16 protein-coding genes and 2 pseudogenes are annotated in these 22608 nt (G+C 70.5%); 10 read left to right on the forward strand and 8 right to left on the reverse strand.

The annotated features are described in order from the left end of the window. The first annotated feature begins 258 nt into the window (after positions 1-258). Positions 259-4707 (forward strand): FG-GAP-like repeat-containing protein, encoded by a 4449-nt coding sequence (locus ACIQU4_RS06905; protein WP_403726818.1) that lies wholly within the window; start codon positions 259-261, stop codon positions 4705-4707. Between the two features lie 576 nt (positions 4708-5283). Here ACIQU4_RS06905 and ACIQU4_RS06910 read toward each other — a convergent pair. Further along, positions 5284-5754, reverse strand: a complete 471-nt coding sequence (locus tag ACIQU4_RS06910) for a hypothetical protein (RefSeq protein WP_403726821.1) — start codon at positions 5752-5754, stop codon at positions 5284-5286. Between the two features lie 63 nt (positions 5755-5817). Here ACIQU4_RS06910 and ACIQU4_RS06915 point away from each other — a divergent pair, with 63 nt between their 5' ends. The 3 genes and pseudogenes from ACIQU4_RS06915 (at position 5818) to ACIQU4_RS06925 (ending at position 7821) form a co-directional block, all read left to right on the forward strand. Further along, positions 5818-6306 carry a lactococcin 972 family bacteriocin gene (locus ACIQU4_RS06915; RefSeq protein WP_403726823.1) on the forward strand — a complete coding sequence of 163 codons (489 nt, stop codon included), beginning with the start codon at positions 5818-5820 and terminating at the stop codon, positions 6304-6306. A 340-nt stretch (positions 6307-6646) separates the two neighbouring features. Then, positions 6647-7120 carry a hypothetical protein gene (locus ACIQU4_RS06920; protein WP_403726826.1) on the forward strand — a complete coding sequence of 158 codons (474 nt, stop codon included), beginning with the start codon at positions 6647-6649 and terminating at the stop codon, positions 7118-7120. Positions 7121-7317: 197 nt separating this feature from the next. Then, positions 7318-7821 (forward strand): annotated as a pseudogene (locus ACIQU4_RS06925) (transposase family protein). Between the two features lie 56 nt (positions 7822-7877). Here ACIQU4_RS06925 and ACIQU4_RS06930 read toward each other — a convergent pair. After that, positions 7878-8420, reverse strand: coding sequence for an RICIN domain-containing protein (locus ACIQU4_RS06930; RefSeq protein WP_403727713.1), 543 nt, complete (start codon positions 8418-8420; stop codon positions 7878-7880). A gap of 260 nt (positions 8421-8680) precedes the next feature. On the opposite strand from ACIQU4_RS06930, the gene ACIQU4_RS06935 reads away from it, so the two are divergent. After that, positions 8681-11920, forward strand: a complete 3240-nt coding sequence (locus ACIQU4_RS06935) for a TIM-barrel domain-containing protein (protein ID WP_403726829.1) — start codon at positions 8681-8683, stop codon at positions 11918-11920. 12 nt (positions 11921-11932) lie between these two features. Here ACIQU4_RS06935 and ACIQU4_RS06940 read toward each other — a convergent pair whose 3' ends face one another. After that, the gene (locus ACIQU4_RS06940) at positions 11933-12559 is read right to left on the reverse strand and encodes a DUF6817 domain-containing protein (RefSeq protein ID WP_403726832.1); all 627 of its coding nucleotides are present in this window, start codon (positions 12557-12559) and stop codon (positions 11933-11935) included. A gap of 202 nt (positions 12560-12761) precedes the next feature. Here ACIQU4_RS06940 and ACIQU4_RS06945 point away from each other — a divergent pair, with 202 nt between their 5' ends. Further along, entirely contained in the window at positions 12762-13670 is a 909-nt protein-coding gene (locus ACIQU4_RS06945; RefSeq protein WP_403726834.1) for a LysR family transcriptional regulator, read from the forward strand. Here ACIQU4_RS06945 and ACIQU4_RS06950 read toward each other — a convergent pair. Next, positions 13632-14408, reverse strand: a pseudogene (locus tag ACIQU4_RS06950) (MFS transporter); the annotation flags it as partial. The gene ACIQU4_RS06945 and the pseudogene ACIQU4_RS06950 sit on opposite strands and share 39 nt — an antisense overlap. Here ACIQU4_RS06950 and ACIQU4_RS06955 point away from each other — a divergent pair. Further along, the gene (locus ACIQU4_RS06955; protein ID WP_403726837.1) at positions 14334-14951 is read left to right on the forward strand and encodes a TetR/AcrR family transcriptional regulator; all 618 of its coding nucleotides are present in this window, start codon (positions 14334-14336) and stop codon (positions 14949-14951) included. The pseudogene ACIQU4_RS06950 and the gene ACIQU4_RS06955 overlap by 75 nt on opposite strands. Before the next feature lie 48 nt (positions 14952-14999). Here ACIQU4_RS06955 and ACIQU4_RS06960 read toward each other — a convergent pair whose 3' ends face one another. Then, the gene (locus ACIQU4_RS06960) at positions 15000-16118 is read right to left on the reverse strand and encodes a M20 family metallopeptidase (protein ID WP_403726840.1); all 1119 of its coding nucleotides are present in this window, start codon (positions 16116-16118) and stop codon (positions 15000-15002) included. A 119-nt stretch (positions 16119-16237) separates the two neighbouring features. On the opposite strand from ACIQU4_RS06960, the gene ACIQU4_RS06965 reads away from it, so the two are divergent. Continuing rightward, positions 16238-16480 (forward strand): DUF6158 family protein, encoded by a 243-nt coding sequence (locus ACIQU4_RS06965; protein ID WP_134069153.1) that lies wholly within the window; start codon positions 16238-16240, stop codon positions 16478-16480. Between the two features lie 72 nt (positions 16481-16552). On the opposite strand, the gene ACIQU4_RS06970 is transcribed toward ACIQU4_RS06965, so the two are convergent. Beyond that, on the reverse strand, positions 16553-16714 hold the full coding sequence (locus ACIQU4_RS06970) for a DUF6126 family protein (RefSeq protein WP_403726843.1): 162 nt from the start codon (positions 16712-16714) through the stop codon (positions 16553-16555). A 182-nt stretch (positions 16715-16896) separates the two neighbouring features. Here ACIQU4_RS06970 and ACIQU4_RS06975 point away from each other — a divergent pair, with 182 nt between their 5' ends. After that, positions 16897-18432, forward strand: coding sequence for an MFS transporter (locus ACIQU4_RS06975; protein ID WP_403726846.1), 1536 nt, complete (start codon positions 16897-16899; stop codon positions 18430-18432). Positions 18433-18456: 24 nt separating this feature from the next. Here the strand turns inward: ACIQU4_RS06975 and ACIQU4_RS06980 are convergent, their stop codons facing one another. Beyond that, on the reverse strand, positions 18457-19791 hold the full coding sequence (locus ACIQU4_RS06980) for a tetratricopeptide repeat protein (RefSeq protein ID WP_403726848.1): 1335 nt from the start codon (positions 19789-19791) through the stop codon (positions 18457-18459). Positions 19792-19944: 153 nt separating this feature from the next. On the opposite strand from ACIQU4_RS06980, the gene ACIQU4_RS06985 reads away from it, so the two are divergent. Continuing rightward, positions 19945-21318 (forward strand): M64 family metallopeptidase, encoded by a 1374-nt coding sequence (locus ACIQU4_RS06985; protein WP_403726850.1) that lies wholly within the window; start codon positions 19945-19947, stop codon positions 21316-21318. A gap of 27 nt (positions 21319-21345) precedes the next feature. Here ACIQU4_RS06985 and ACIQU4_RS06990 read toward each other — a convergent pair whose 3' ends face one another. Next, positions 21346-22497, reverse strand: a complete 1152-nt coding sequence (locus tag ACIQU4_RS06990) for a serine hydrolase domain-containing protein (protein ID WP_403726852.1) — start codon at positions 22495-22497, stop codon at positions 21346-21348. Positions 22498-22608 lie beyond the last annotated feature (111 nt).

A 22608-nucleotide genomic window follows, 5' to 3' on the forward strand; every position in this document is an offset into this window, starting at 1 on the left:
GAGAGGTAGTTCAAACCGACATGCAGTCCCCCAAAACGCCCAACGCCCGTGGCTAAAGAGCACCGCTTCGGGCGCCGCCAAGCGGCCGGTCCAGTCACAGAAAAGCGGAGGCGTCTATTCCAATGCGATGCCCTATAGAGTCTCGTCCAGCATTTTCTACAATCAAAGGACGTATTGATGACTGCGAGAATGCGCAGCGGCCCGCCCAGGCGGAGCTTGGTGCGGTCGATAGCGGTGGCGGCGGCGGGGAGTGTCGCGGTGACCGGCTTTCTGGTGCCGGTGTCCGCTGCCGCCGCCCCGGGGTCCGCTGCCGTCCTGCCGGCCTCCGCCAAAGCGGCCACGGCGGCCAAAGCGGCCACGGCGGCCACGGCGGCCGATGATGGTTCGGTCTCCGAGGAGGATCAGGCGCTGGCGCTGGCGGCGTCCACCGGCCAGCCTGCTGAGGTTGTCTCGGCGCGTACGGAGTTGTCGGATGAGTGGGCGAACGTGGACGGGACGTTCTCCGTCAAGCGCTACGGCTCCCCCGTCCGGCTCTTTCGGGCCGGTGCGTGGGTGGAGACCGACCCCACCCTGGTGTTCGCATCCGACGGCAGTGTGGTTCCCAAGGCCGCCACGGTGGCCGTCACCTTCTCCGGCGGTGGCACCGGCCCGTTGCTGTCCGGCGTCAAGGACGGCCGCACGCTGACGTTATCGTGGCCCACCGCGCTGCCCAAGCCGACACTGGCTGCGAACGTCGCCACGTACGCCGAGGTTCTGCCGGGCGTCGACATGCAGCTCAAGGCCGAGGTCGAGGGCTTCTCCCAGCTGCTGGTCATCAAAACCGCCGCGGCCGCCGGCAATCCCCAACTGGGCACCTTGAACTACAAGATGGCCACCTCGGGCCTGGCGGTCTCCACCGATGCCGGCACCGGGGCCATCTCCGCGGTCAACCCCGCCGGGCAGAGTGTGTTCACCAGCTCCGCGCCGCTGATGTGGGACTCCACCAGCGCCGTCAGCACCCCCGCGGCAGCCAAGAGCACCCTCAGCGCCAATGTCGCAACGCAGGAAGCCGCTCCGCCGCCGGGCGATGTGTTCGAGCCCGCACCGGGCGCCAACGATGCCCAGATGCCGGCCTCGGTCAGCGGCGACACCCTGTCGATCACCCCTGACCAGGCCCTGCTGACCGGATCCGGCACGCAGTATCCGGTGTTCATCGACCCTTCCTGGGCGTGGGGCAACCGCCAGAACTGGTCGCGCGCGTACCGCAATTACCCGAACACGGCGTTCTGGAACTCCAACGAGGTCGCCCGCGTCGGGCACGAGAACGACACCAACGGCCTGTCCCGCTCCTTCTTCCAGATGGACACCGCCAACATCAAGGGCGCCGGCGTCATCTCCTCGACGTTCCGGATCAAGAACGTGTGGTCCTGGTCCTGTGGCAGCCGACCCGTCGAGCTGTGGCAGACCGGCCCCATCTCGAAGAAGACCACCTGGAACAACCAGCCCGCCAAGATCGCCAAGCTCTACACCGTCAACGACGCCAAGGGCTGGCGCGACAGCAACGGCAGCGACAGCACCTGCCCGGCAGGCAACCTGGAGTTCGACGCCACCACCAAGGTCAAGGAAGCCGCGGCCCACAACTGGTCCAGCATCACCCTGGGCATGTACGCCTCCGATGAGACCGACACCTACGCGTGGAAGAAGTTCGACCCCAAGACCGCCGTCCTGGAAACCAAGTACAACCACCCGCCCAAAACCCCCTACAGCCTGGGCACCAACCCCAAGACCGACTGCGCCACCGGCGGCCTGATCGGCAACACCCAGGTCACCGTGCATGCCACCATCGACGACCCAGACGCCGGCAACCTCACCGCCCAGTTCCAGCTGTACAAGGCCGGCACCGTCACGGCCGTCGTGGACCAGTCCGTTCCGGCGCTGAAGGGCCGCGTCGCCACCCTGGCCCTGCCCGAGGCGAACACCCCCACCGGCGACTACACCTGGAAGGTCCGCGCCAAGGACAACCAGGGCGAATACTCCGCCTGGACCACGGCCTGCAAGTTCTCCCTCGACCGCACCCGGCCCGCCAAACCCCCCGTCATCAACTCCATCGCCTTCCCCAACGGTGACAACGGATGGCCCGCCGCCGGCACCGGCAAGGCCCGCACCAAAGCCGACTTCACCCTCGCCGCCAACGGCGTCACGGACGCCGTCCAGTACGGCTGGTACACCGACTACGACCCCCAGGTGAACTACACCAACGTCACCGCCGGGGCCACCGCGACCGTGCAAGTCACCCCGCCCGGCTACGGACCGCACTTCGCCTACGCCTTCAGCATCGACAAGGCCGGCAACCGCTCCGACACCGCCATCTACACCTACTACGCCGGCCGCTCCACTGCCCGCGACATCCCAGGAGACCTCAACGGCGACGGTAACAACGACATCTGGAACGTCGACTCCAACGGCACCCTGCTCACCTACGCCGGCCAGGGCAACAAACAGTTCTCCTCCGCCACCAATGGCGGTCAGTCCTTCGATGGCGCCCAGGCCGTCTCCCGCGGCGACTGGGGCCAGGACGGCTACAACGACCTCCTCACCCTGCAGTACGACCCCGCAGACAACATCAAAAAGCTGTGGGTCTACCCCAACAACGGCTCCGGCACCGCTACCACCACCGGCACCGACGGCGGCCAACAACAACTCACCGTCGCCTGTCCCATCGCCGGACCCGGCAACGATGAAAATCCCGACGGATGCGCCACCAGCGACGACCACTGGCGTGACGCCGACCAGATCATCGCCCCCGGAGACCTCAACGGCGACAGCACACCCGACATCCTGGTCAAGCAGGGCAGTCTGCTGTGGGCCTACTACGGCGACCGCACCAGCAAAACCCTGGACAAGTTCGGTGCCCCGGGCCTGGTCGGCGGCAACGACTGGAACCTCTTCACCGTTGTCGCACCCGGCGACCTCAACGGTGACGGCATCGCCGACCTGTGGCTGCGCAACAACACCACAGGCGACATCTTCCGCACCTACGGCAAGCAAGGCTCCGACGGCAAGCTCGACCCCACCACCTGGGGCAACACCGCAAGCCGCGTGCAAGTCGGTGGCGGTGTCACCGCGGCCGCCTTCCCCGCCATCGGCTCGAGCGGTGACGTCACCGGCGACGGCATCCCCGACCTGTGGGCCCGCAAGACCGACAACACCATGACCTGCTGGCCCGGCGAGAAGACGGCAGCAGACTTCACCGGCTTCGGAACCAACTTCCCCATCGACGGCATCACCGGCGGATCGCGCATCCCCTCGGGCACCACGCTCACCTCCGGCGAGACCTTCACCTCCCGCTCGGCGAAGCTGACCATGCAGCCCGACGGCAACCTGGTCATCACCAACGCCTCCTCCCTGCCCGGAACCTTCATCTGGTCCACCAACACCGGAGGCAACACCGGCGCCAAGGCCGTCATGCAAGCCGACGGCAACCTGGTGGTCTACAAGGCCGACGGCAGCACCAAGGCCTGGGAATCGAAAACCAACGCGCCCGGCGGATATGCCCTGCTGCAGGACCGCGGCAACCTGATCGTGTACAACGTCAAGGGCGGGTCCCTGTGGTCCAGCGGCACCCACGTCCGGCACGACTACAACGGCGACGGCCGCAGCGACATGGCCGCCCTCTACAGCCACCCCGATGGCAGCTACGAGCTGTACTCGTTCCAAGCCAACTCCGACGGCACCTTCCCCGCCCCCTACAAGGGCTACACCGCACCCGCGGGCAGCGCCTGGGCGGCGAACATGAAGTACGCCACTGGCGACTACAACGGCGACGGACGCGGCGACGTCGCCATCCTTTACGGCTACGACAACGGCAGCCTGCGGCTGTTCACCGCGCTCGGCAACGCCAGCGGCGGCTTCAATGCGCCCGTGCCCTCCTGGTACCGGGCGGCAGGCAGCTGGTGGTTCAGTCAGGTTTCGCTGCAGTCCGGGGACTTCAACGGCGACGGCCGCGACGACCTGGCTGCCTGGTACGACTACACCGACGGCCACGACACCCTGTTCACCTTCACCGCCAACCCCCAAGGCGGCTTCAACGAACCCTTCGCCTCCTGGACGGCCGCGCCCGGGAACTGGGAACTGAAGCAGGCAAAACTCGCCATCGGTGACTTCAACGGCGACGGACGTGACGACCTGGCGGCCTTCTACGGCTACGGCGATATGAACACCGTCAAAATGCACACCTTCCTCACCAGCCCCACCGGCGGCTTCGCCTACGCCAGCACGTCGTGGACCAGCACCACCTGGGGCAACTGGAACCAGGCCCACATCCAAGCCGGCGACTTCAACGGTGACGGCAAGGACGACATCGCCGCCTGGTACGACTACAGCAGCGGCAGCGACAGCCTGAACACCTTCATCAGCCTCGGCACCACCACCGGAACCTTCCAGGCTCCCTACTCCGCCTGGTCCACACCTGCCGGCAACTACTGGTACGACTCCATGCCCCAAGTGGTCGCCGGCGACTACAACGGCGACGGACGCGACGACCTCGGCGTCATGTACGGCTACGGCACCGGCACCTCCCGCATGTTCACCTGGACCGCCAAAAACACCGGCAACACCGCCGACAACGGACACTTCAACAACTCCGTCGCCAGCTGGTCCTCCGCAACCGGCTGGCCAACCGGCTCCTGGGCCAACAAGGACGTCCACTTCTTCAACACCCACAGCTGACCCCAACCTTTGTGGCCCCAGCGACCCAGAGCGCTGGGGCCACCCGGGCGTTGTGGTCCCGGGCGCAGCCACGCCACGGCGCGGCTGCGCTGCGCCGCTCCACGCTGAGGGCGCCTGGCGGGGGCCGGCATGCGGATTACGGCGGGTCGTGCATTTCCCGGCGCCGCGCGGACAGAGGCAGCACATTGCCTCCAGCGGGCGTCCAAATGTTCGTGCAGGGCTTCGTTGTCGTGCTGGAGGGCTGCGATCACTGTGGCGGCGGCGTCCAGACGGCGGTTCAGCTCGGTGCACTCGGCGGTCTTCGCCTTGACCTTGCGGGTCAGCTCGGTGATCTCGGTGTCCCGCTGGGTCTCGCCCCGGGTCCGGCGGCCGTGCGTTACGACGTAGGCGTCCCACTCGGCCGTGATCTCGGGGGCCCGGTTCATCGTGGCCCGGCTGATCCCGGCCTCACGGCAGAGGATTTCCTTGGTCAGCTTGCCGTCGGTGGTCCGCGGCTTCCCCGCGATCAGGCGGGCCATCGCCTCGCGCAGGGCCTTCTCAGTGGCCGGTGACGCGCTCATCCCTCCACCTTCGCGATCACGTTCTCGACCCCCAGCACCTGTTGCTGCAAGGAGCCCGGCGGCAGGGCGCCGTCTTCTTGGTCTCCAGCTGCCGCTCCAGACTGCCCTTCTCGGACCGGTAGAACTTCACGTGTTCCACCCCGATGATGCTGTTCGCGCCCCGGCCGGGCAGGCACCGGTCGATCAGCGGCCCGCGGTGCCCGGGCGGGACGATGGTGTTCTCCATGCACTTGGCTCCCGCCAGATTGTGCTCGCCGAACATGCAGTGGTTGAACGTGCCGAACCGCAACGAGATCTTCGCCTTGCGCAGCAGGTCGTACTCCACGCGGGCATCGCCCTGCCGGGCCAGGCCGTTGGCCTTCATTTCCTGGGCCGTCTCCTTGATGGCGTCGAAGGTCGCGGTCAGGGCATCGGCGCCGGGGCCGAACCCGACGACGCCCCCGGCCTTGTAGGTGGCGTAGAACTCGCTGAGCCGGTTGAGGCGCACCTCGGTGCGGACCTACGGAAGAATCTCTCCCGTTCCCAACAGGGGAATCAGGGAGGGGATTTCGTGAAGATCGCCGGTAGGTCCGTTCTTTTCTCCATCGCGGGCGCAACCATTGCGGCTCTGGGCTTCGCGGCGCCGGCCACCGCGGACGCACCTTCAACCGCCAGCGCCTCCGGAGCCACTGTCACCGTCCACCATCGCGGGGACGGCACCCAGCCGCCCGCAGAGCTGGGCAACCCCTCTGAATGGGGTGTGGTGACGTTCAAGTTAGAAGAAGCTTCGGCGAACTCTGTTCGCCCGTTGTCGGAGGCGTGCGTCAGCCCGTCCAGTGGCGGCACCTGGTGTTACGGCTGGTACACGACACAAATCGGCACCGGGGAATTAAGGAAGTACTGCTACTCGAATTACTATCAGTTGGATAAGGGGCACACGTCCACGGTGAAGATGGCGGGTGGTACGAACCGCGCTTGGGCCGACGCCGGAGACGTCTCTCAGGCGCACATCACTGCGGGTTTCGCCTACACCTGCTCTACCTACTACAGCGTCGACTAGGTTCTGATGCCCGCACCACGCGATAACTCCGCGGAGGGTGCGGTAGGTTGGTGCGCCTCTCGGGGCTGTTCGGTTGCCCGGGCAGCCTCGGAGTGGCGCCACCTCCAACTCGGACTTACTCGCTGAACGGGGAAGTGAAATCATACGCTTTATACGTGCTCGCGTCGTGCCGGTCGTCGTGTCTCTCGGGGCGGGTTTGCTTCTTGGCCTGGTGGGCCCAATTTCCGGGAAATTTGATAATCCCGTTTGCGTCGCCGCGGGTATCGTTTTCTCTAGTGGCTGGCCGTGGGCCTGTTACGCATTCTTGGTGGGATATTTCCGCCGATCGAGAATCGAAGCCGTGTTGCTGGCGTCTTTGGGGTTGGCTATCGGCGTAGTCACGTACTATCTCTTTAAGGATATGAACCCCGTCATTCTGCCTGGAATGAAACCTGTTACCTCTATTCCGGACGAAATGGAGGTGGGCGCCCCCGGTCATTCCTCCAGCGAGGGGCAAATTCTCGTGTGGGGAATAGCAGCTTTTGTGTTTGGTGCGCCTTTGGGGCTCGTGGGGAACGTAGCGCGAATTCCCGGATTTGGTGGCCTTCCGTTCCGCCTGCTTGTTCCATTGATCGCCTTCTTCGAGGCCACTCAGCGATTGAATGCAGAGGCGGACTCGCAGGGTCCAGTTTTCGCCATGACCTGGAACGTCATTCGCGTCGCAGCATGCGTCGCCGCCGTGGCTCTCCTGGGACACACGGTGTGGAGCTGGCGCGTTCGACGTGGCCGAGCCGATGAGCGAACGGACGTTGCCGCGCCTTCACGGCGTCCATGACCCCTCGTTCTGGCGCTATCCATAGAGCCGAACACGCCGCGCTGATCCGCCTTACGCTGCTGCCCTCAGGGGCGCGGGTATGTGCGACGAAGAACGGTTGCCGCTGCTGACGCTGGAAGAGCTGCACGGGGTCATCGATGTCCTGGCGTGCGACTGAAGGGTGTTGCGGAAGGCTCGGTCTTGGGCATTTCGCCTTTATGGGTGGGGTGTTGCGGGCTGAGCCGGTGTGGGTGGAGACGTTCACGGGCTTGCGGATGGACCGGTTCGCGAAGCTGGTGAAGGTGAAGGTGAAGGTGAAGGTGGAGCGTGCCCGGTGGTGGCCGGCCGTGGTGTCCGCCGCTTGCAGACCGAGTGCCACTGGTGGCGGTGTACTACCGCGCGAACCCAACGATGCGGCAGCCCGGCCCGCTGTTCGGGATCTCCCCGGCCACGGTCTGCCGGGACATCCAACGCCTCCGTCCGCTGCGCGCACTGGAGCCGGCGCCGCGGCCGGTCGCCGTTGTCGAGCGGTTGTGGATCGTGGACGGCGCCTACCTGGGCACCGGCCTGATCGTCCCGCACCGCAGAAGGGCCGGACGGCCCCTGCTGCGCGGTCAGGAAGGGAACTGGAAGATCCTCCGCGACTGCCGCCAGAAAGGAGACGGCCTCCACACGCCGTCCACGCCGTCGCCACCATGCACAACCTCGCCATGGCACGGTGAAACAGCAGGTCAGCCAGCACGCAGATCTGCCTACACCCAGCCTTCTGCAACACCCTTCAGGTCGCGGTGAAGAACCGCCACTGCTGGCTGTTGCCGTCCTTGTTCCGACAGGTCCACTGGTGGATCTGCGCACCGTCGTCTCGTGACGGGCCCTCCACGTCCATGCACTTCCCGCTGTACGCGCTGACCAGCTTGAAGTACTCGGTGGTCGTGTACTGGAGCTCCCACTTCTGGCTGCCGTAGTCCGGGCAGGTCCGCTGGTGGAGGTGGGCTCCGTCGTTGTACGAAGAGCCCTGGACGTCGAGGCGCTTGCCGCTGTTCTGGTTGACGACGTTCCGGTACCCGTCGGCCGTGCGGCGGAACGTCCACTTCTGGTTCGAGTCGTTGTCCAGCCTGCAGCTCCACTGGGGGACGTTGCCCCCGTCGTCCTTGGACCACCCCTCGACGTCGGCGCACTTCGAGGAGTTCCTGTTCACGAGCTTGGCCGGCCCGCCCGGAGGCAGCGCCGCGGCCTGAGCCCCGTGGGCCGGGACGGAGGTCATGAGCAGGGGCAGGACGGCCATGTCGAGCGCGGCCAGGACGCGGTTCTTCCGATTCATGGTCACGGCACGGCTTCGTAGCGGTCGGGCTCGTCCGGCCGGAAGGGCATCGGCCGTACGGTCACCCGATCTGGCAGCCCGGTTCACGGCAGAAACGACACGCCACCCCTGGCTCACGATCCGGCTGACGCATGCTCAAAGATGCTTGATTGGAGACGATTTCGAGCAGCATCCTTCAAGTGATCTCCGTGGACCGCTATCTTGCCAGGCGCATGCCAAAGCGGTGTGTCCGCAATCCGGACCGCACGAGGAGCTGCCCCATGAGACTCATCCGCATCCCCAGGCGCACGCACAGCCCCATCCCCACCCACATCCCCACCCGCATGCGCAAGAGGGCCAAGCGGCAGCGGGCGCCCCTGGTCGCGCTGCTCGCAGCGGCCCTCGCCGTCGCCGGCCTGGCCGCCGCCGGGCCGATGACCGGGGCGGCCGCTGCCGCCCCGGCCCCCGCCACGGCGGGCAACGCCACCGGCCTCACCCGGTCCGGGAACACCTTCACCGTCAGCACCTCCGCCGGCGCGAAGGCCCGTGTGGTCGTCGCCCGCGCCGACATCTTCCGGCTCTGGCTCTCGCCCGACGGCGCCTTCACCAACGACCCGGCCGGCTCCGACCTCGCCCCCACCACCGACTTCGGCCCCGTCGACGCCTCCTCCACCGACGCGGGCGCGTACTACCGCATCACCACTGGCGCTCTGAACATCCGCGTCAACAAGACGCCCCTGCAGTTCTCCGTCTACCGCGCCGACAACGCCACCCTTGTCTGGCAGGAGACCCAGCCCACCTCCTGGACCGGCACCCAGACCACCCAGTACCTGGCCCGCGGCACCGACGAGCAGTTCTACGGAACCGGCCTGCGCCTCGGCGAATGGGCGCTGCGCGGCAAGACCGTCCCCGTGGCCGTCGACAACAAGTGGCGCGAGAACAACAACGCCAGCCCGGCCCCCTTCTACATGTCCACCAATGGCTACGGCGTCATGCGCAACACCTGGGCCCCCGGCTCGTACGGTTTCAACGCCCCCACCACCCTCACCCACGACGAGAAGCGCTTCGACGCCTGGTACTTCACCGGCGAATCGCTGAAATCCGTACTCGACGGCTATACCGATGTGAGCGGCAAGCCGTTCATGGCACCGATGTGGGGCCTGGAACTGGGCAACGCCGACTGTTTCAACGCCTCCAACCCCGCATACCAGGGTGACCACAACCGCCTGCGCCACCAGACCACCCCCGACGTGGTCGGATACGCCTCCGATGCCCGCGCCGCCGACATGCCCTCGGGCTGGTTCCTGCCCAACGACGGCTACGGCTGCGGCTACACCGCGCCGCTCAAATCGACCGTCGACGCCCTGAAGGCCAAGGGCTTCCAGACCGGACTGTGGACCTCCACCGGCCTCGGCTCCATCGCCGACGAGGTCGGTACGGCCGGCACCCGCGGCGTGAAGACGGACGTCGCCTGGATCGGCGGCGGTTACAAGACCGCCTTCACCGGCGTCCAGCAGGCCGTCGACGGCATCGAGAAGAACTCCGACGCCCGCCGCTACGTCTGGACCGTCGACGGCTGGGCCGGCACCCAGCGCAACGCAGTCGTCTGGACCGGAGACACCAACGGCACCTGGGACGACATGCGCTGGCACGTGCCCGCCATCGCCGGCGCGGGCCTGTCCGCCCTCAACTACGCCTCCGGCGACGTCGACGGCATCTTCGGCGGCAGCCCCAAGACCTACACCCGCGACCTCCAGTGGAAGGCCTTCACCCCCGCCTTCATGACCATGTCGGGCTGGGGCGCGACCAACCCGGCCGCCGGCTACCAGGACAAGCAGCCCTGGCGCTTCACCGAGCCGTACCTCTCCATCAACCGCAAGTACCTCCAGCTCAAGATGCGGCTGATGCCGTACCTGTACACCATGAGCCGCACCGCGCACGAAAGCGGTGTGCCGAGCACCCGCGCCATGGTCCTGGAGTACCCGGACGACCCGGTGGCCCGCGGGAACCTCACCAGCGGACAGTTCATGGCCGGCGATTCCTTCCTCGTCGCGCCGGTCGTCTCCGACACCTCCGTCCGCGACGGCATCTACCTGCCCGCCGGGACCTGGACGGACTACTGGAGCGGGAAGACGTACGCGGGACCGGGCTGGCTGAACAACTACCAGGCGCCGCTCGACACCCTGCCGCTGTTCGTCAAGGGCGGCGCGATCGTGCCGATGTGGCCGCAGATGAACTACACGGGCGAGAAGCCCGTCTCCACCCTCACCTACGACATCCACCCGCGCGGGAACTCCTCCTTCAGCCTCTACGAGGACGACGGGCTCACCCGCGCCCACGAGTCCGGCGCGTACGCCCGCCAGCAGGTGGACGTCACGGCCCCGGCCGCGGGCTCCGGCACGGTGACCGTCTCCGTCGGCGCCCCCACCGGCAGCTACACCGGCAAACCGGCCGCCCGGGGCTACGAGTTCAGCCTCCACGTGGCCTCCGCCCCGGGCGCGGTCGCCGCTGACGGCACCGCCCTGGCCCGCCACACGTCCAAGGCCGCGTACGACGCGGCCGCGTCCGGCTGGTTCTTCGACCCCGCCGACCGCGGCGGCATCCTGTGGGTCAAGTCCGGTACGAAATCGGGAGCGTTCGGCATCACTGTTGCCGGCACCTCCGTCCCGGCGGCCGACCCGATCCCGGCGACCTCCGCCCCTGTCCCGCAGTCCGCCTGGACCCTGGTCTCCGCCGACAGCCAGGAGACCGCCGCCGAGGACGGGGCGGCCAAGAACGCCTTCGACGGCAACCCGGCCACGCTCTGGCACACCGCCTGGTCCTCGGGCACCCCGGCCGCGCTGCCGCACGAGATCCGCATCGACCTCGGCGCGCGCTACGCGGTCGACGGCCTCGGCTACCTGCCCCGCCAGGACGGCGGCGTCAACGGCCGGATCGGCGGCTACGAGGTGTACGTCTCCGACAGCACCACCGACTGGGGCTCACCGGTGGCGACCGGCACCTTCGCCGACACCGCCGCGGCCAAGTCCGTCTCCCTGTCCGCGAAGACGGGACGCTACCTGCGCCTGCGGGCCCTGACCGAAGCCGGCGGCCGCGGCCCCTGGACCAGCGCCGCCGAGATCAGCCTGACCGGGCGGGCCGCCCCGCTCCCGGCCGGCGCCACCCTCGTGGGCGCGGCCTCGGCCCGCTGTGCGGACCTGCCGTACAGCGCCACCGCACCGGGCACCGAACCCACCCTGTACACCTGCCACGGCGGCCCCAACCAGCGGTGGAGCCTGACGGCCGACGGCCGGGTCACCGGCCTGGGCGGGGTCTGCCTCGACGGTACGAACGCCACCGCGGTCACCGTTCAGACGTGCAGCGGAGCCGCCGGCCAGAACTGGCAGCCGGGGCCGGACGGCAACCTCCGTACGCTCGGCCAGTGCCTGGCACCGGTCGGCGCGGGCACCGCGAACGGCACCAAGCTCACCCGCGGGGCCTGCGACGGAGGCCCCGCGCAACGCTGGACCTTCACGCCCTGACGGCGCCGGTCGTCAGAGCGCGCCGCCGCCGAGCACGGCCTGGCACTCCCGCCGGGCCGGCTCGGTCAGCAGCCCCCGCAGCCGGGTGAACAGGGCGAGGAGGCCCGGCCCGTGGGCCGCGCGGAACGCCGGGTCGACCCGGGCGAGGTCCAGCTCGTTCGCCGCGGACAACTCGGCGAAGTCGCGCCGGGACTGGAGGTCGGGGGAGTGGACGTGGCCGGTGAACCGGTCGCGGAACGCCGGCGCCACCGACGACACCGCCTCGTTGTCGGCGGCGTCGGCGTCGGCGTCGGCGCCGCCGGGTATGTCGGAGGCGAGCGTCGGATAGGAGGCCGCGCGGTCGCAACTGGCGTAGAAGTAGACGATCTCCTCGGCCTCGGCCCCGATCACCGCGGTCAGTTCGGCCCGCCGGGCGACCGGCAGCAGGGCGGCGGCGAAGCCGTCCGTCCCGTAGAACGCGTGGCTCAGGCCCGCGAGCCGGAGCGCCGGCCGGGCTCCCCATGCCCCGAGCCGCGCGTGTACGCGTTCCAGATGCGCCAGCAGGGTGCCACCGGGGTGCTCCAGCTGCCCGGCGCCGAGTTCGAGCAGCAGTGCGAGGGCGCGCGTCTTCCGGCGCTCGGCCTGTGTGGGTGCCGGCATGGGCGTGGTCCTCTCCCGCGTGCCCCGGTCAGGTGGGTGGGTCGACACCCGTCCCCGCTCGCGCCGGGGTCCGGACCGTGGCGCGAGCGGGGACGGGTTGCCGCCCGGGGCCCTGGATTGATCGTTGTCCACCCGCAGATGCAAGTCAATCCTCTGATTCCCTATCAAGACCCAAGCCACAGCTTGGAGTAGCGTGGGCCCCGTGACTCTCGACGATCTCCGCGTCTTCGTGGCCGTCTGCCGGGCCGGCAGTCTCAGCGCCGTCGCCCGCGACCTCGGCTGTACGCAGTCGGCCGTCAGCCAGCACGTCCGCCGCCTCGAAAAGCAGACCGGCACCGAGCTGCTGGAGCGACACGCCCGCGGCGTCGTCCCCACCGAGGCCGGGCGCATCCTCCAGACGGCCGCCGCCGACGGCATCGCCGGGCTCGACGGAGCCCTGCGCCGCCTCGACGAACTCGTCCGCGGCGACAGCGGATCGGTGCGCATCACCACGGGCGCGACGACCGTACGGCATTTCATGTCCGAGGCCGTCGTCGGCTTCCGGCGCCGCCACCCGCAGGTCAGCCTGGAGTTCCAGACCGAGAACTCCAGCCGCAGCTGCTTCGACGCGCTCGCCGCCGACGACCTGGACCTCGCCTGGATCACCATCGGCCGGCCCGTGCGCGGCATCGAGCAGCGCCCGGTGATGGAGCTGCCGTGGGTGCTCGCGGTCTGCGCCGACGACCCCCTCGCCGCCCGGCCCCGCATCGAGCCGGCCGACCTCACCGGCATCCGCCACATCCGGCTCCCCGAGAGCTCCGCCTCCCGCGCCCACCTCGACGCCGCCTTCGCGCAATCCGGCATCCGGATACGGTCCGACACCAGCGTGGCCGACTGGGACACCGCCCTGCTCCTGGCCGAACTGGGCCTCGGCCATGCCCTCGTGCCCGCCCTGCCCGGCTGGCGGGTCCCCGGATCAGAGGGCCCGCTGCGCCTCGTCCCGGTCCCGGCCCTGCCGCCGCTCCCGGTCGGCTGGGCGGTCCGCCGCTGGGCGGCCCTGTCCCCGCTGGCCCGCGTCTTCGCCGACGACGTGGCCCGCAGCTGCACGGCCCGCGCCGCGCGGCAGCAGTGACGCCGGCAGCAGTCCCACGGCCGCCAGCGCCGCCAGGGCGAACAGCGCGGTCGGCGCGGCCCCGGCGCCGGCGCCCCCGCCCGCCGCGACGGCGATGCCCAGGGTCGGACCGACGTTCATCGCCGTCTGCTTGAGCCCGCCGACGACCCCCGCGTACCCGGCCGGGGCGTCGCCGACCACCGTGCCGGTGGCGGTCACCATGACCGCGGCGAACCCGGCGCCCAGCACCGCGAAGGCCGCCATGACCGCCGGGCCCGCCGCGGCACCCAGCCCGCCGACCCCGAGGACGACCAGCCCAGTACCGGCGAGCGCGGTCCGGCGCGGCCCGTACCGGCGCAGCGCCAGGCCCGCCAGCGGCGCGCCCGCGACCATGCAGCCGGTCAGCGGGAGCACCAGCAGGCCGGTGGCGAGCGGGTCGAGCCCCCGTACGTCCTGGAGCAGGAAGGTCGCCGCGAACAGCGCCCCGAACATGCCGCCGGAGACGGCCAGCAGCAGCGCCATCGAGGCCACGACCGGCCGGGACCGCGCCACGGCGGCCGGTACGAGGGGCTGCGCGGCCCGCCGTTCGTACCGTACGAGCACGGCCGCGAGGGCGGCGGCCCCGCAGAGCCCGAGCAGCGTCTGCGGCGCGGCCCAGCCGTGGGCGGGTACGCCGGCCAGCGCATGGACGAGCACGGCGAGGGCCGCGGCCAGCAGCGCCGCTCCGGTCAGATCGCGGAGGCGCTGGTCCGCGTCGCCGGGCGGCGCGGACTGCGCGCGGTGGGCATGCGGGACGTGGCCGCGGAGGCCGGGGTTTCGCTGCGCCTCGGCCAGTACTACTTCCAGACCAAGGAGAACCTGCTCATGTACGGGCTCGAGCACCTGGCCGCCGGCCTCGGCGCCCGGGTCGCGGAGCGGCTGCGGGCGGTGGGGCAGAACCCGGGGCCGCGCGCGATGATCGAGGCACTGCTGATGGAGTCACTGCCCACGGACGAGGTGAGCCGGACCTTCCACATCGTGTACACCTCGTACGCGGCGCTCGCGCTGACGGACGAGGCGCTCGCCGCCCTGCCGTTCATCGACAACCCGAACGCGGCCGAGGACGCCCTGACGGCGCTCCTCCAGCAGGCGGTCGGCGCGAAACCGGCCCCGCCGGACACGGATCCGCGCACGGAGGCGATCAGCCTGCTGGCGATGTCGGCAGGGCTCGGCACCAGCATCCTCGTGGGCCAGCGCACGCAGGAATCGGCCGCGTCGGTGCTCCGCCACCACCTCGACCGGCTCTTCCCGGCGCTCCGCTGACGGAACGGGCCGGACGGGGGTGGTCCCGGCAGGCCGGGTGCGCAGGTGCTACGCGCTCGCGCTCTCCCGGGTGTTCCGGATCGCCCGCACCAGTCCGGCGACGAGGTTCGCCCGCTCGGCCATGGCCTCGACCACCACGTACTCGTGGTCGGCGTGGGCGCCGCCGCCGACCGCACCGAGGCCGTCGAGGGTCGGCACTCCCACCGCCGCCGTGAAGTTGCCGTCGCTGCCGCCGCCGACCGACCGGCCTTCGAGGCCGGGGAGCAGCCGCTGGGCCACCGCGAAGAGATCGGCCGACGCCGACTCCGGCATCGGGGGCCGGCCGATGGACCCGTGGACCGAGATCTCCGCGTCTTCGAGGTGCGGGGCGAGCGCCGCGAACGCGGACTCGATGCGTGCCTGTTCGCGGGCCGATTCGACCCGTACGTCGGCGGTGACGGTCGCCTCGGCGGGAACGACGTTGTCCACCCCTCCCGCGGAGGCCACGGTCGGGGTGACGGTCGTACCGATCTCGGGCCGGCCGAACGCCGCGATGTCCAGTACGAGGTGTGCCGCCTCGATCAGGGCGTTGACCCCGGCCTCGGGTTCGAGGCCGGCGTGCGAGGCCCGGCCCGCGACGGAGACGTGGAACGAGCCGCAGCCCTTGCGCCCGGTCTTCAGGGCGCCGCCGTCGGCAGCGCCTTCGAACACCAGCACCGCGCCGCAGGCGAGGGCGCGTTCCTCGATGAGGGCCCGGGAGGAGGGGGAGCCGATCTCCTCGTCGGCGGTCACCAGGATCTCGACGCCCGACAGGTCGTCGAGCAGCGCGAGCCCGTGGACGGCCTGCACCAGACCACCGAGCATGTCGAAGACCCCGGGGCCGGTCGCGCGCCCGTCCTCGACCGCGAACGGGCGGCGTTCGAGGGTCCCGAGCGGGAACACCGTGTCGTGGTGGCCGAGGATCAGCACCCGGGGCTCGCCGCCGCCCGACCAGTGGACGTGCGGTCCGGTCTCGCTCTCGATGAGGACGGCCTCCCCGCCGAGGCGGTTCTCGATGACGGCGGCGACGGTTTTGGCCGATACCCCCAGCGCGTCGAGGTCCCGCGAGGGGGACTCGATCTCGACGAGTGTCCTGAGGTCCTCGATCATCGCATCCACATTCACATGGACGGCCGCTCGCATCGTCATGGCGCAAGGGTAGCCGCAGCGCCACGGCGCACAGTCCGGGGGAAGGGCGGCCGAAACCGCCGTGGCCGGGACGAAAGGGGCATCGGAGGGGATGATGGAGGGGAGGAGGTGTACGGGCCATGGCGGAGCATGACGGCGGCCCTTCGGCGGCGAACCTGGAGGAAGGCAAGCTGCTCAAGGAGCTGGAGGCCATCCACCGGACCCGCCACGAGACCCTGCTCTACGGGTCGGACGAGGCGCTGGTCACGCACACGCAGCGGATGAACGAGCTGGAGCACGAGTACGTACGCCGGCACCCCCGGCGCGCCCAGACGCCGGGGCGGACCCGGTCGGGCGCACGCGCCCGGTCCGGCGAGGACTGAGGGGTCGCGCAGGCCGTCGCGAAGGCCGTCGCGAAGGCCATCGCGAAGGCCATCGCGAAGGCCGTACGGGCCTCACTTCTTGGCGTGCTCGCCCAGGTAGAACAGCAGCCAGACGAAGCCGGCGAACACGTGCGTTCCGAAGATGTAGAAGAACGCGCGCAGTGCGACGCCCTTCCCCTTCCACTGCTCGTGCCGTGCCGCCGCGGAAGCGGGACCCTCGGTCTTGTCCGGCACGGCGGATCTCCGTTTCGAATGCGGGGCTGGGGACCAGTGGCTACGGAAACAGCGTACGGGTGCGCCCAGGGAGTGAGCACTCTTCGCCTCGAATGAGACATTGATGTATCATTCGAGGCGAAGGAGGCTCATTGCTGTGCGAAGCGGTGGGCCTCCCCGCCCGCTCACCTGAACGGAACCCCATGCACGCCCGCCGCCCCACCGCTCCACTCGACCCGCGCCGGTGGATCGTCCTCGCCATCCTTTCCGGCAGCCTGCTGCTGATCTCGATGGACACCACGATCCTCAACGTGGCCTTCCCCTCCCTCGTCGGCGACCTCCAGCCCGGTGCCGTGCAGCAGCTGTGGATCATCGACGTCTACGCGCTCGCCCTGTCCGGCCTGCTCGTCACCGCCGGCGCCCTCGGCGACCGCTGGGGCCGCAAGCGGCTGCTCATGGCGGGCTTCGCGATCTTCTCCGTCGCCTCCCTGATCGCCGTCTTCTCCACCGAGGCCTGGCACGTGATCGCGGCCCGCGCCCTCCTCGGCGTCGGCGGCGCCGCGATCATGCCGTCCACCCTGTCGATCCTGCGCAGCGTGTTCACCGACGCCAAGGAGCGGGCTTTCGCGCTCGCCGTCTGGGCGGCCGTCTTCGGCGGCGGCATGGCGTTCGGCCCGGTCGTCGGCGGGCTCCTCGTCCAGGACTACGGCTGGCACTCCGCCTTCCTCCTGAACCTCCCCGTCGTCGCGGTCATCGTCGCGGCCGGCCTGCGCTACCTCCCCGAATCCCGATCCCCGCGCAGCAGCGGCCGCTGGGACTGGTGGGGCGTCGGTCAGTCGATCGTCGGCATGCTCGCCCTCGCGGGCGGCATCAAGCAGCTCGGCAAGAGCGGGATCGCCGATCCGCTCCCGTGGGCCCTGCTCGCCCTGGCCGCCGTCGCACTGACCGTCTTCGTACGCCGCCAGCTGCGCGTGGACAACCCGCTGCTCCAGGTCCGGCTGTTCACCAAGCCCGCCTTCAGCGTCGCCGCCACCGCGATCTTCCTGCCCATGGTGGGCATGGGCGCGATCCTCTTCCTCGTCACACAGTGGTTCCAGTACGGCCAGGGCTACACCCCCCTCGAAGCGGGCCTGCGCCTGCTGCCCGCCCCGCTCGCCCTGATCTGCGCCTCGATGGTGGCCCCCACGCTGATGCAGCGCTTCGCGATCCGGCACGTTCTGGGCGCGGGACTGCTGGTCCTGGCCGCCGGCATGGCCCTGCCCTGGACCTTCCAGCAGTTCGCCGAGCTCGGCTACCCGGCGTTCGCCGTGGCCCTCACGGTCATGGGCCTGGGCGCGGGCATCGCCACCACCGTCGCCTCGGTCACGCTGATCTCGGCCGCGCCCGCGGAGGAGGTCTCCAGCGCGGCCGCCATCGAGGAGACCTGCTACGAGCTCGGCTCGGCCATGGGCGTCGCCATCCTCGGCAGCACCGCCGCCGTCCTGTACCGCGGCAACCTGCCGGCGCTCGACCTGGACGGCGCGGCCGCCGCGGCCGTCCGCGAGTCCGTGGGCGAAGCCGCCCACATCGCCGAACGGCTGGGCGGCACGGTGGGCAAGGGCCTGATCGAGGCGGCCTCCCAGGCCTATACCCTCGCCATCACGCCGGCCTTCCTCATCGCGGGCCTCCTCGCGGTGGCCGCGGCGGCCACGACGTGGACGATGATCCCGCGCGACCTCCGGCCCACCGAGAACCACTGACACGGCCGTGCCCCGGCGCCCGCGTCACCGCCGCAGCGGTGAGGCGGGCGCCGGGCCCAGCGTGGTGGTGCCCGGCGCCGCGCGGTGGCCCAGCCCCGTACGGTACGCATCCAGCGCGGCCTCGATCCGGCCCGTGCGCCGCAGCAGGTCGCCCAGCAGCCGGCACAGATCGGCCAGATCCCCGCTGGCCCCGCTGCGTTCCAGCAGGGTCAGTGCCTGGACGTAGTGCTCCTCTGCGGACTCGGTCTCCCCGCGCTCCTCGGCCATCAGCCCGAGCAGCCGGTGCGCCCCGCCCGCGTGCACGGCCCCGTGGCTGTCGCCCAGTTCCAGCAGCCCGGAGAGCAGCTCGGCGGCCTCCTCGCAGCGGCCCAGCCGGCGCAGTACGTCGGCTAGTTCCACCTCGACCTGCGCCGTGTACAGGGCGGCCCGCCGGGCCGCGAGGATGTCCCGCGCCGTGCGCAACTCCGCCTCCGCCGCCACCAGATCGCCGTTCTGCGCCTGTACGTAGCCGCGCATCCAGTGGCAGTGCGCCAGATCGGTCCGCAGCCGCAGCTGCCGGTAGATCGCCTGTGCCTTGGCGAGGGAGGCGTCGGCGTCCGCCGGCCGCCCCGCGGCGAGGAACGTACGCGCCACCTGCCGGTGCATCCCCGCCACCAGCGCCGGATCGGCCACCTGCGGAGCCAGCGCCAGGGCCAGCTCGGCCGCGTGCGCGGCCCGGGCGTGGGCGCCCATGTCGATGTACGGGCCGATCACGGCGGCGTACAGCAGCACCAGCGCCTCCGGATCGGCCAGCCCGCTCGCGTTCAGCTCGTCGATGGCGGATTCGAGCAGGTAGCAGGCGTAGCGGAGCTCCCCGGCGAGCAGGTGCGCTACGGCCCGGCCGCGGATCGGGCGGGCCCGGCGGGGGAGCGGCTCGTCGGCCAGCAGCCGCTCGGCCGTCTCGAAGTGGCCGATGGCGTCCGGCAGTTCCCCCGCTTCCAGCGCGCAGTCGCCGAGCCCGAGCAGCGCCTCCGCCCGTTCGGCGTCGAGGCCGAGCCGTTCCGCGTCCGCCAGCAGCTGCCGGTAGCGTACGGCCGCCTCGGCGGCGGCCCCCGTGGCCAGCGTCTGCTGGGCGTCGGTGAGGCCGAGGCGCAGCTCGGTGGCCAGGTGGGCGGGGCGCCCGGTGGCGAGCTCCTCGTACGAGGTGCCGAGCCGCTTGGCGAGGAAGCGCAGTGCCGTCTCGGAGGGCCGGACCTTGCCCGACTCCAGGGTCGAGATGTAGGCGGAGGTGTACGAGGGCTGCGCCAATGCCCTTTGTGTCAGCCCGCGTTCGGCGCGCATGCGCTGAACCCTGCGGCCGATCTCGGCCGGTTCGTCCATGAAGACCCCCTGGTTGCTCCAACTCCCCATGGTGCAGGGGTGGCTGGCCATTGCGCACGTCCCGTGCGCCCCCTAGTTTAAGCAATCGGTTCAGCGTACTTATCGAACCGCTTAACTTCCGGTGACTTCCGGCTTCTTCCCGGGGAGAACTCCATGGACGCGTCCCTCCGCCTGACGCTGCGCGCCGCCTTGGCCGCGGCCTGTACGACGGCCCTGCTGCTGGCCGCGGGCCCGCTCGGCACGGCCGCCGCGGCGCCGCCGCCGATACCGTCACCGGCGAAGGCCGGGACCGGGACCGGGACCGAGGTGGAGATACCCGGGCCCGAGGACGGTACGGCCGCCGGATCCGGCCACATCAGCGTTCCCGCCGCCGGGCAGGCGAAGAAGGCCCCGCAGCTCTCCGAAGCCGAGCGGGCGGCCGACGGCGAGGTCGCCAAGCTGGTCGACAACGGTTCGACCGCCGACCGCCTCGACATCGTCGTCATCGGCGACGGCTACACCGCTGCCGAGCAGGACCGGTTCCACGCCGACGCCCGGGCCAAATGGGCCGAGATCACCGCCGTCGAGCCGTACTCCACGTACCGCAACCTCTTCAACGTCTGGACGGTCGACGCCGTCTCCCACGACTCCGGCGTCTCCGGCGACCCCACGCCGGCCACCGTCCGCGACACCGCCCTCGGCTCGTACTTCTGGTGCGAGGGCATCGAGCGGCTGCTCTGCATCGACCAGCCGAAGGTGGACGCGTACGTGGCGAAGGCGCCGGCGGCCGACCTGGTCCTGGTCCTCTCCAACAGCGCCAAGTACGGCGGGGCCGGGTACAACGAGCCCAGCGCCGCCCTCGGCTACGAGGGGATATCGACCGCCTCCGCGGGCAACGCGAAATCCGGTCAGGTGGCCATCCACGAGACGGGCCACTCCCTGGGCAAGCTCGCCGACGAGTACTTCTATCCGGACACCCCGGGCTACGAGAAGTACGAGGGCCCCGAGCCCGCCGACTCCAACACCTCCACGCTGCCCGCCGACCGGATGGCCGCCGAGCGGGCCAAGTGGTACCGCTGGCTCGGCGCCGCATCACCCGACGGCGGTACGGTCGGCGCGTACGAGGGCGGCGGCTACTACGTCAAGGGCCTGTACCGGCCCACCGACAGCTCGATCATGCGGGTGCTCGGCAAGCCCTTCAACCTGCCCGGCACCGAGGCGATGATCGCGGGCTTCTACCAGCACGCGAAGCCCGCCGCCCCGCTCACCCCGACCGGCCGCACCCTGCGGCTGCGCAACACGGCGAAGGTCTCCGTACCCCGGCTGGCCGGTGCGGACGGCCGGCAGCTCGACGTCCGCTGGTACCTCGACGGCCGGGAGCTGAAGCGGTTCGCGGGCCGCACCGAGGTCGCGGTCGCCGAGCTGTGGCTCTTCGACCTGCGCACGCACAAGCTGTCGGTCACGGCCGAGGACCGCACCCCCTCGGTCCGCGACCCGAAGATCGCCCGCACCCTGAAGTCGACGGTCGACTGGAGCGTCCGCCTCTAGGGGGGGCCGGCCGCGCTGTGCGGGGGCTCAGGCGTCGGCCGCGTACGTCCAGAAATCGCGCATCACGGCGGGCGCGGCCGGGCTGTTCATCGCCCGCTGGGTGAGCAGGACGGAGACGGCGCCGGTGGACGGGGTGACGTGGCCGGCGGTTCCGGTGCCGCCGATCCAGCCGTACCGCCCCGGCACGTTCCACGGATCGCGGGTCGTGACGTCCACGGAGCCGCCGAACCCCCAGCCCTGGCCCTCCAGGAACAGCTCGCCTGCGGCCCGCTGGGCCGGGGTCAGCCAGTCGGTGGTCATCTTCCGCACCGACTTGGCCGACAGGAGCCGGCCCCGGTCCCCGTCGATCGCCCCCTCCGCGAGCAGCATCCGGCCGAACGCGAACCAGTCGTCGGCGGTCGAGACCAGGCCGCCGGCGCCGGAGGGGAAGGCCGGGAGGCTGCTCCACTGCCCGTGCGGGGCGTCGGCCCGTTCGAGGCCGCCCTCGCCCTCGCGGTAGAAGCTCGTGAACCGGCCCAGGTCGGCGGCCGGGACACAGAACCCGGTGTCCGCCATGCCCAGCGGCTCGAAGATCCGCTCGGCCATGAACTCGGGCAGGGACTGCCCCGAGACCCGGGCGATCAGCACGCCCAGGATGTCGGAGCAGGTGTTGTACAGGTAGGCCTCGCCCGGCTGGTACAGCAGCGGAATGCCCGACAGCATCTTCAGCCAGGCGTCCGGCGCCGCGGTCTGCTGCGGCTGCGGCGGCCCCTGCTTCAGCTCGCCCACCAGCGGTGCGACCGCGGGCAGCGAGAAGTCCGACGGGAACCCGTACCCGGCGCGGGAGGTGAGCAGGTCGAACACGGTGATCGGACGGTCGGCGGGCACCACGTCGTCGAGCGGGCTCGCGGGCGTACGGGCGACGAGGGGCGAGGCCAGCTCCGGCAGCCACGGCGCGATCTCGTCCTCCAGGGCCAGCAGGCGCTCCTCGACCAGCGTCATGGCGGCCACGGCCGTCACGGGTTTGGTCATGGAGGCGATGCGGAAGATCGAGTCCCGGACCATCGGAGCCGTGCCCTCGACGTCGGCCGAGCCGACCGCCTCCACCTCCACCCGATCACCGCGGGCCACCAGGCCCACCGCCCCGGGCAGTGATCCGCTGCTCACGTGCCGTTCCAGAATGTCGCGCAGGTCGCTCATCACTCCACCTCTCCCGATCACCGCTCCGGATGCCTGCCTCCCACAGACTCCCGCAGCGCCGCGCATTCATCGGCCGGACGCGCGGCCGGACGCACTCGGGCCACCCGATAT

The organism is Streptomyces sp. NPDC090741 (assembly GCF_044769045.1).
GTDB lineage: Bacteria > Actinomycetota > Actinomycetes > Streptomycetales > Streptomycetaceae > Streptomyces.

Excerpts from the sequence above, each read along its gene's own strand:
- ACIQU4_RS06960 (WP_403726840.1), bottom strand. The coding sequence starts at position 16,118 with ATGACGATGCGAGCGGCCGTCCATGTGAATGTGGATGCGATGATCGAG.
- ACIQU4_RS06940 (WP_403726832.1), bottom strand. The coding sequence starts at position 12,559 with ATGCCGGCACCCACACAGGCCGAGCGCCGGAAGACGCGCGCCCTCGCA.
- ACIQU4_RS06980 (WP_403726848.1), bottom strand. The coding sequence starts at position 19,791 with ATGGACGAACCGGCCGAGATCGGCCGCAGGGTTCAGCGCATGCGCGCC.
- ACIQU4_RS06955 (WP_403726837.1), top strand. The coding sequence starts at position 14,334 with ATGGACGAGCACGGCGAGGGCCGCGGCCAGCAGCGCCGCTCCGGTCAG.
- ACIQU4_RS06930 (WP_403727713.1), bottom strand. The coding sequence starts at position 8,420 with ATGAATCGGAAGAACCGCGTCCTGGCCGCGCTCGACATGGCCGTCCTG.
- ACIQU4_RS06965 (WP_134069153.1), top strand. The coding sequence starts at position 16,238 with ATGGCGGAGCATGACGGCGGCCCTTCGGCGGCGAACCTGGAGGAAGGC.
- ACIQU4_RS06935 (WP_403726829.1), top strand. The coding sequence starts at position 8,681 with ATGAGACTCATCCGCATCCCCAGGCGCACGCACAGCCCCATCCCCACC.
- ACIQU4_RS06975 (WP_403726846.1), top strand. The coding sequence starts at position 16,897 with ATGCACGCCCGCCGCCCCACCGCTCCACTCGACCCGCGCCGGTGGATC.
- ACIQU4_RS06990 (WP_403726852.1), bottom strand. The coding sequence starts at position 22,497 with ATGAGCGACCTGCGCGACATTCTGGAACGGCACGTGAGCAGCGGATCA.
- ACIQU4_RS06985 (WP_403726850.1), top strand. The coding sequence starts at position 19,945 with ATGGACGCGTCCCTCCGCCTGACGCTGCGCGCCGCCTTGGCCGCGGCC.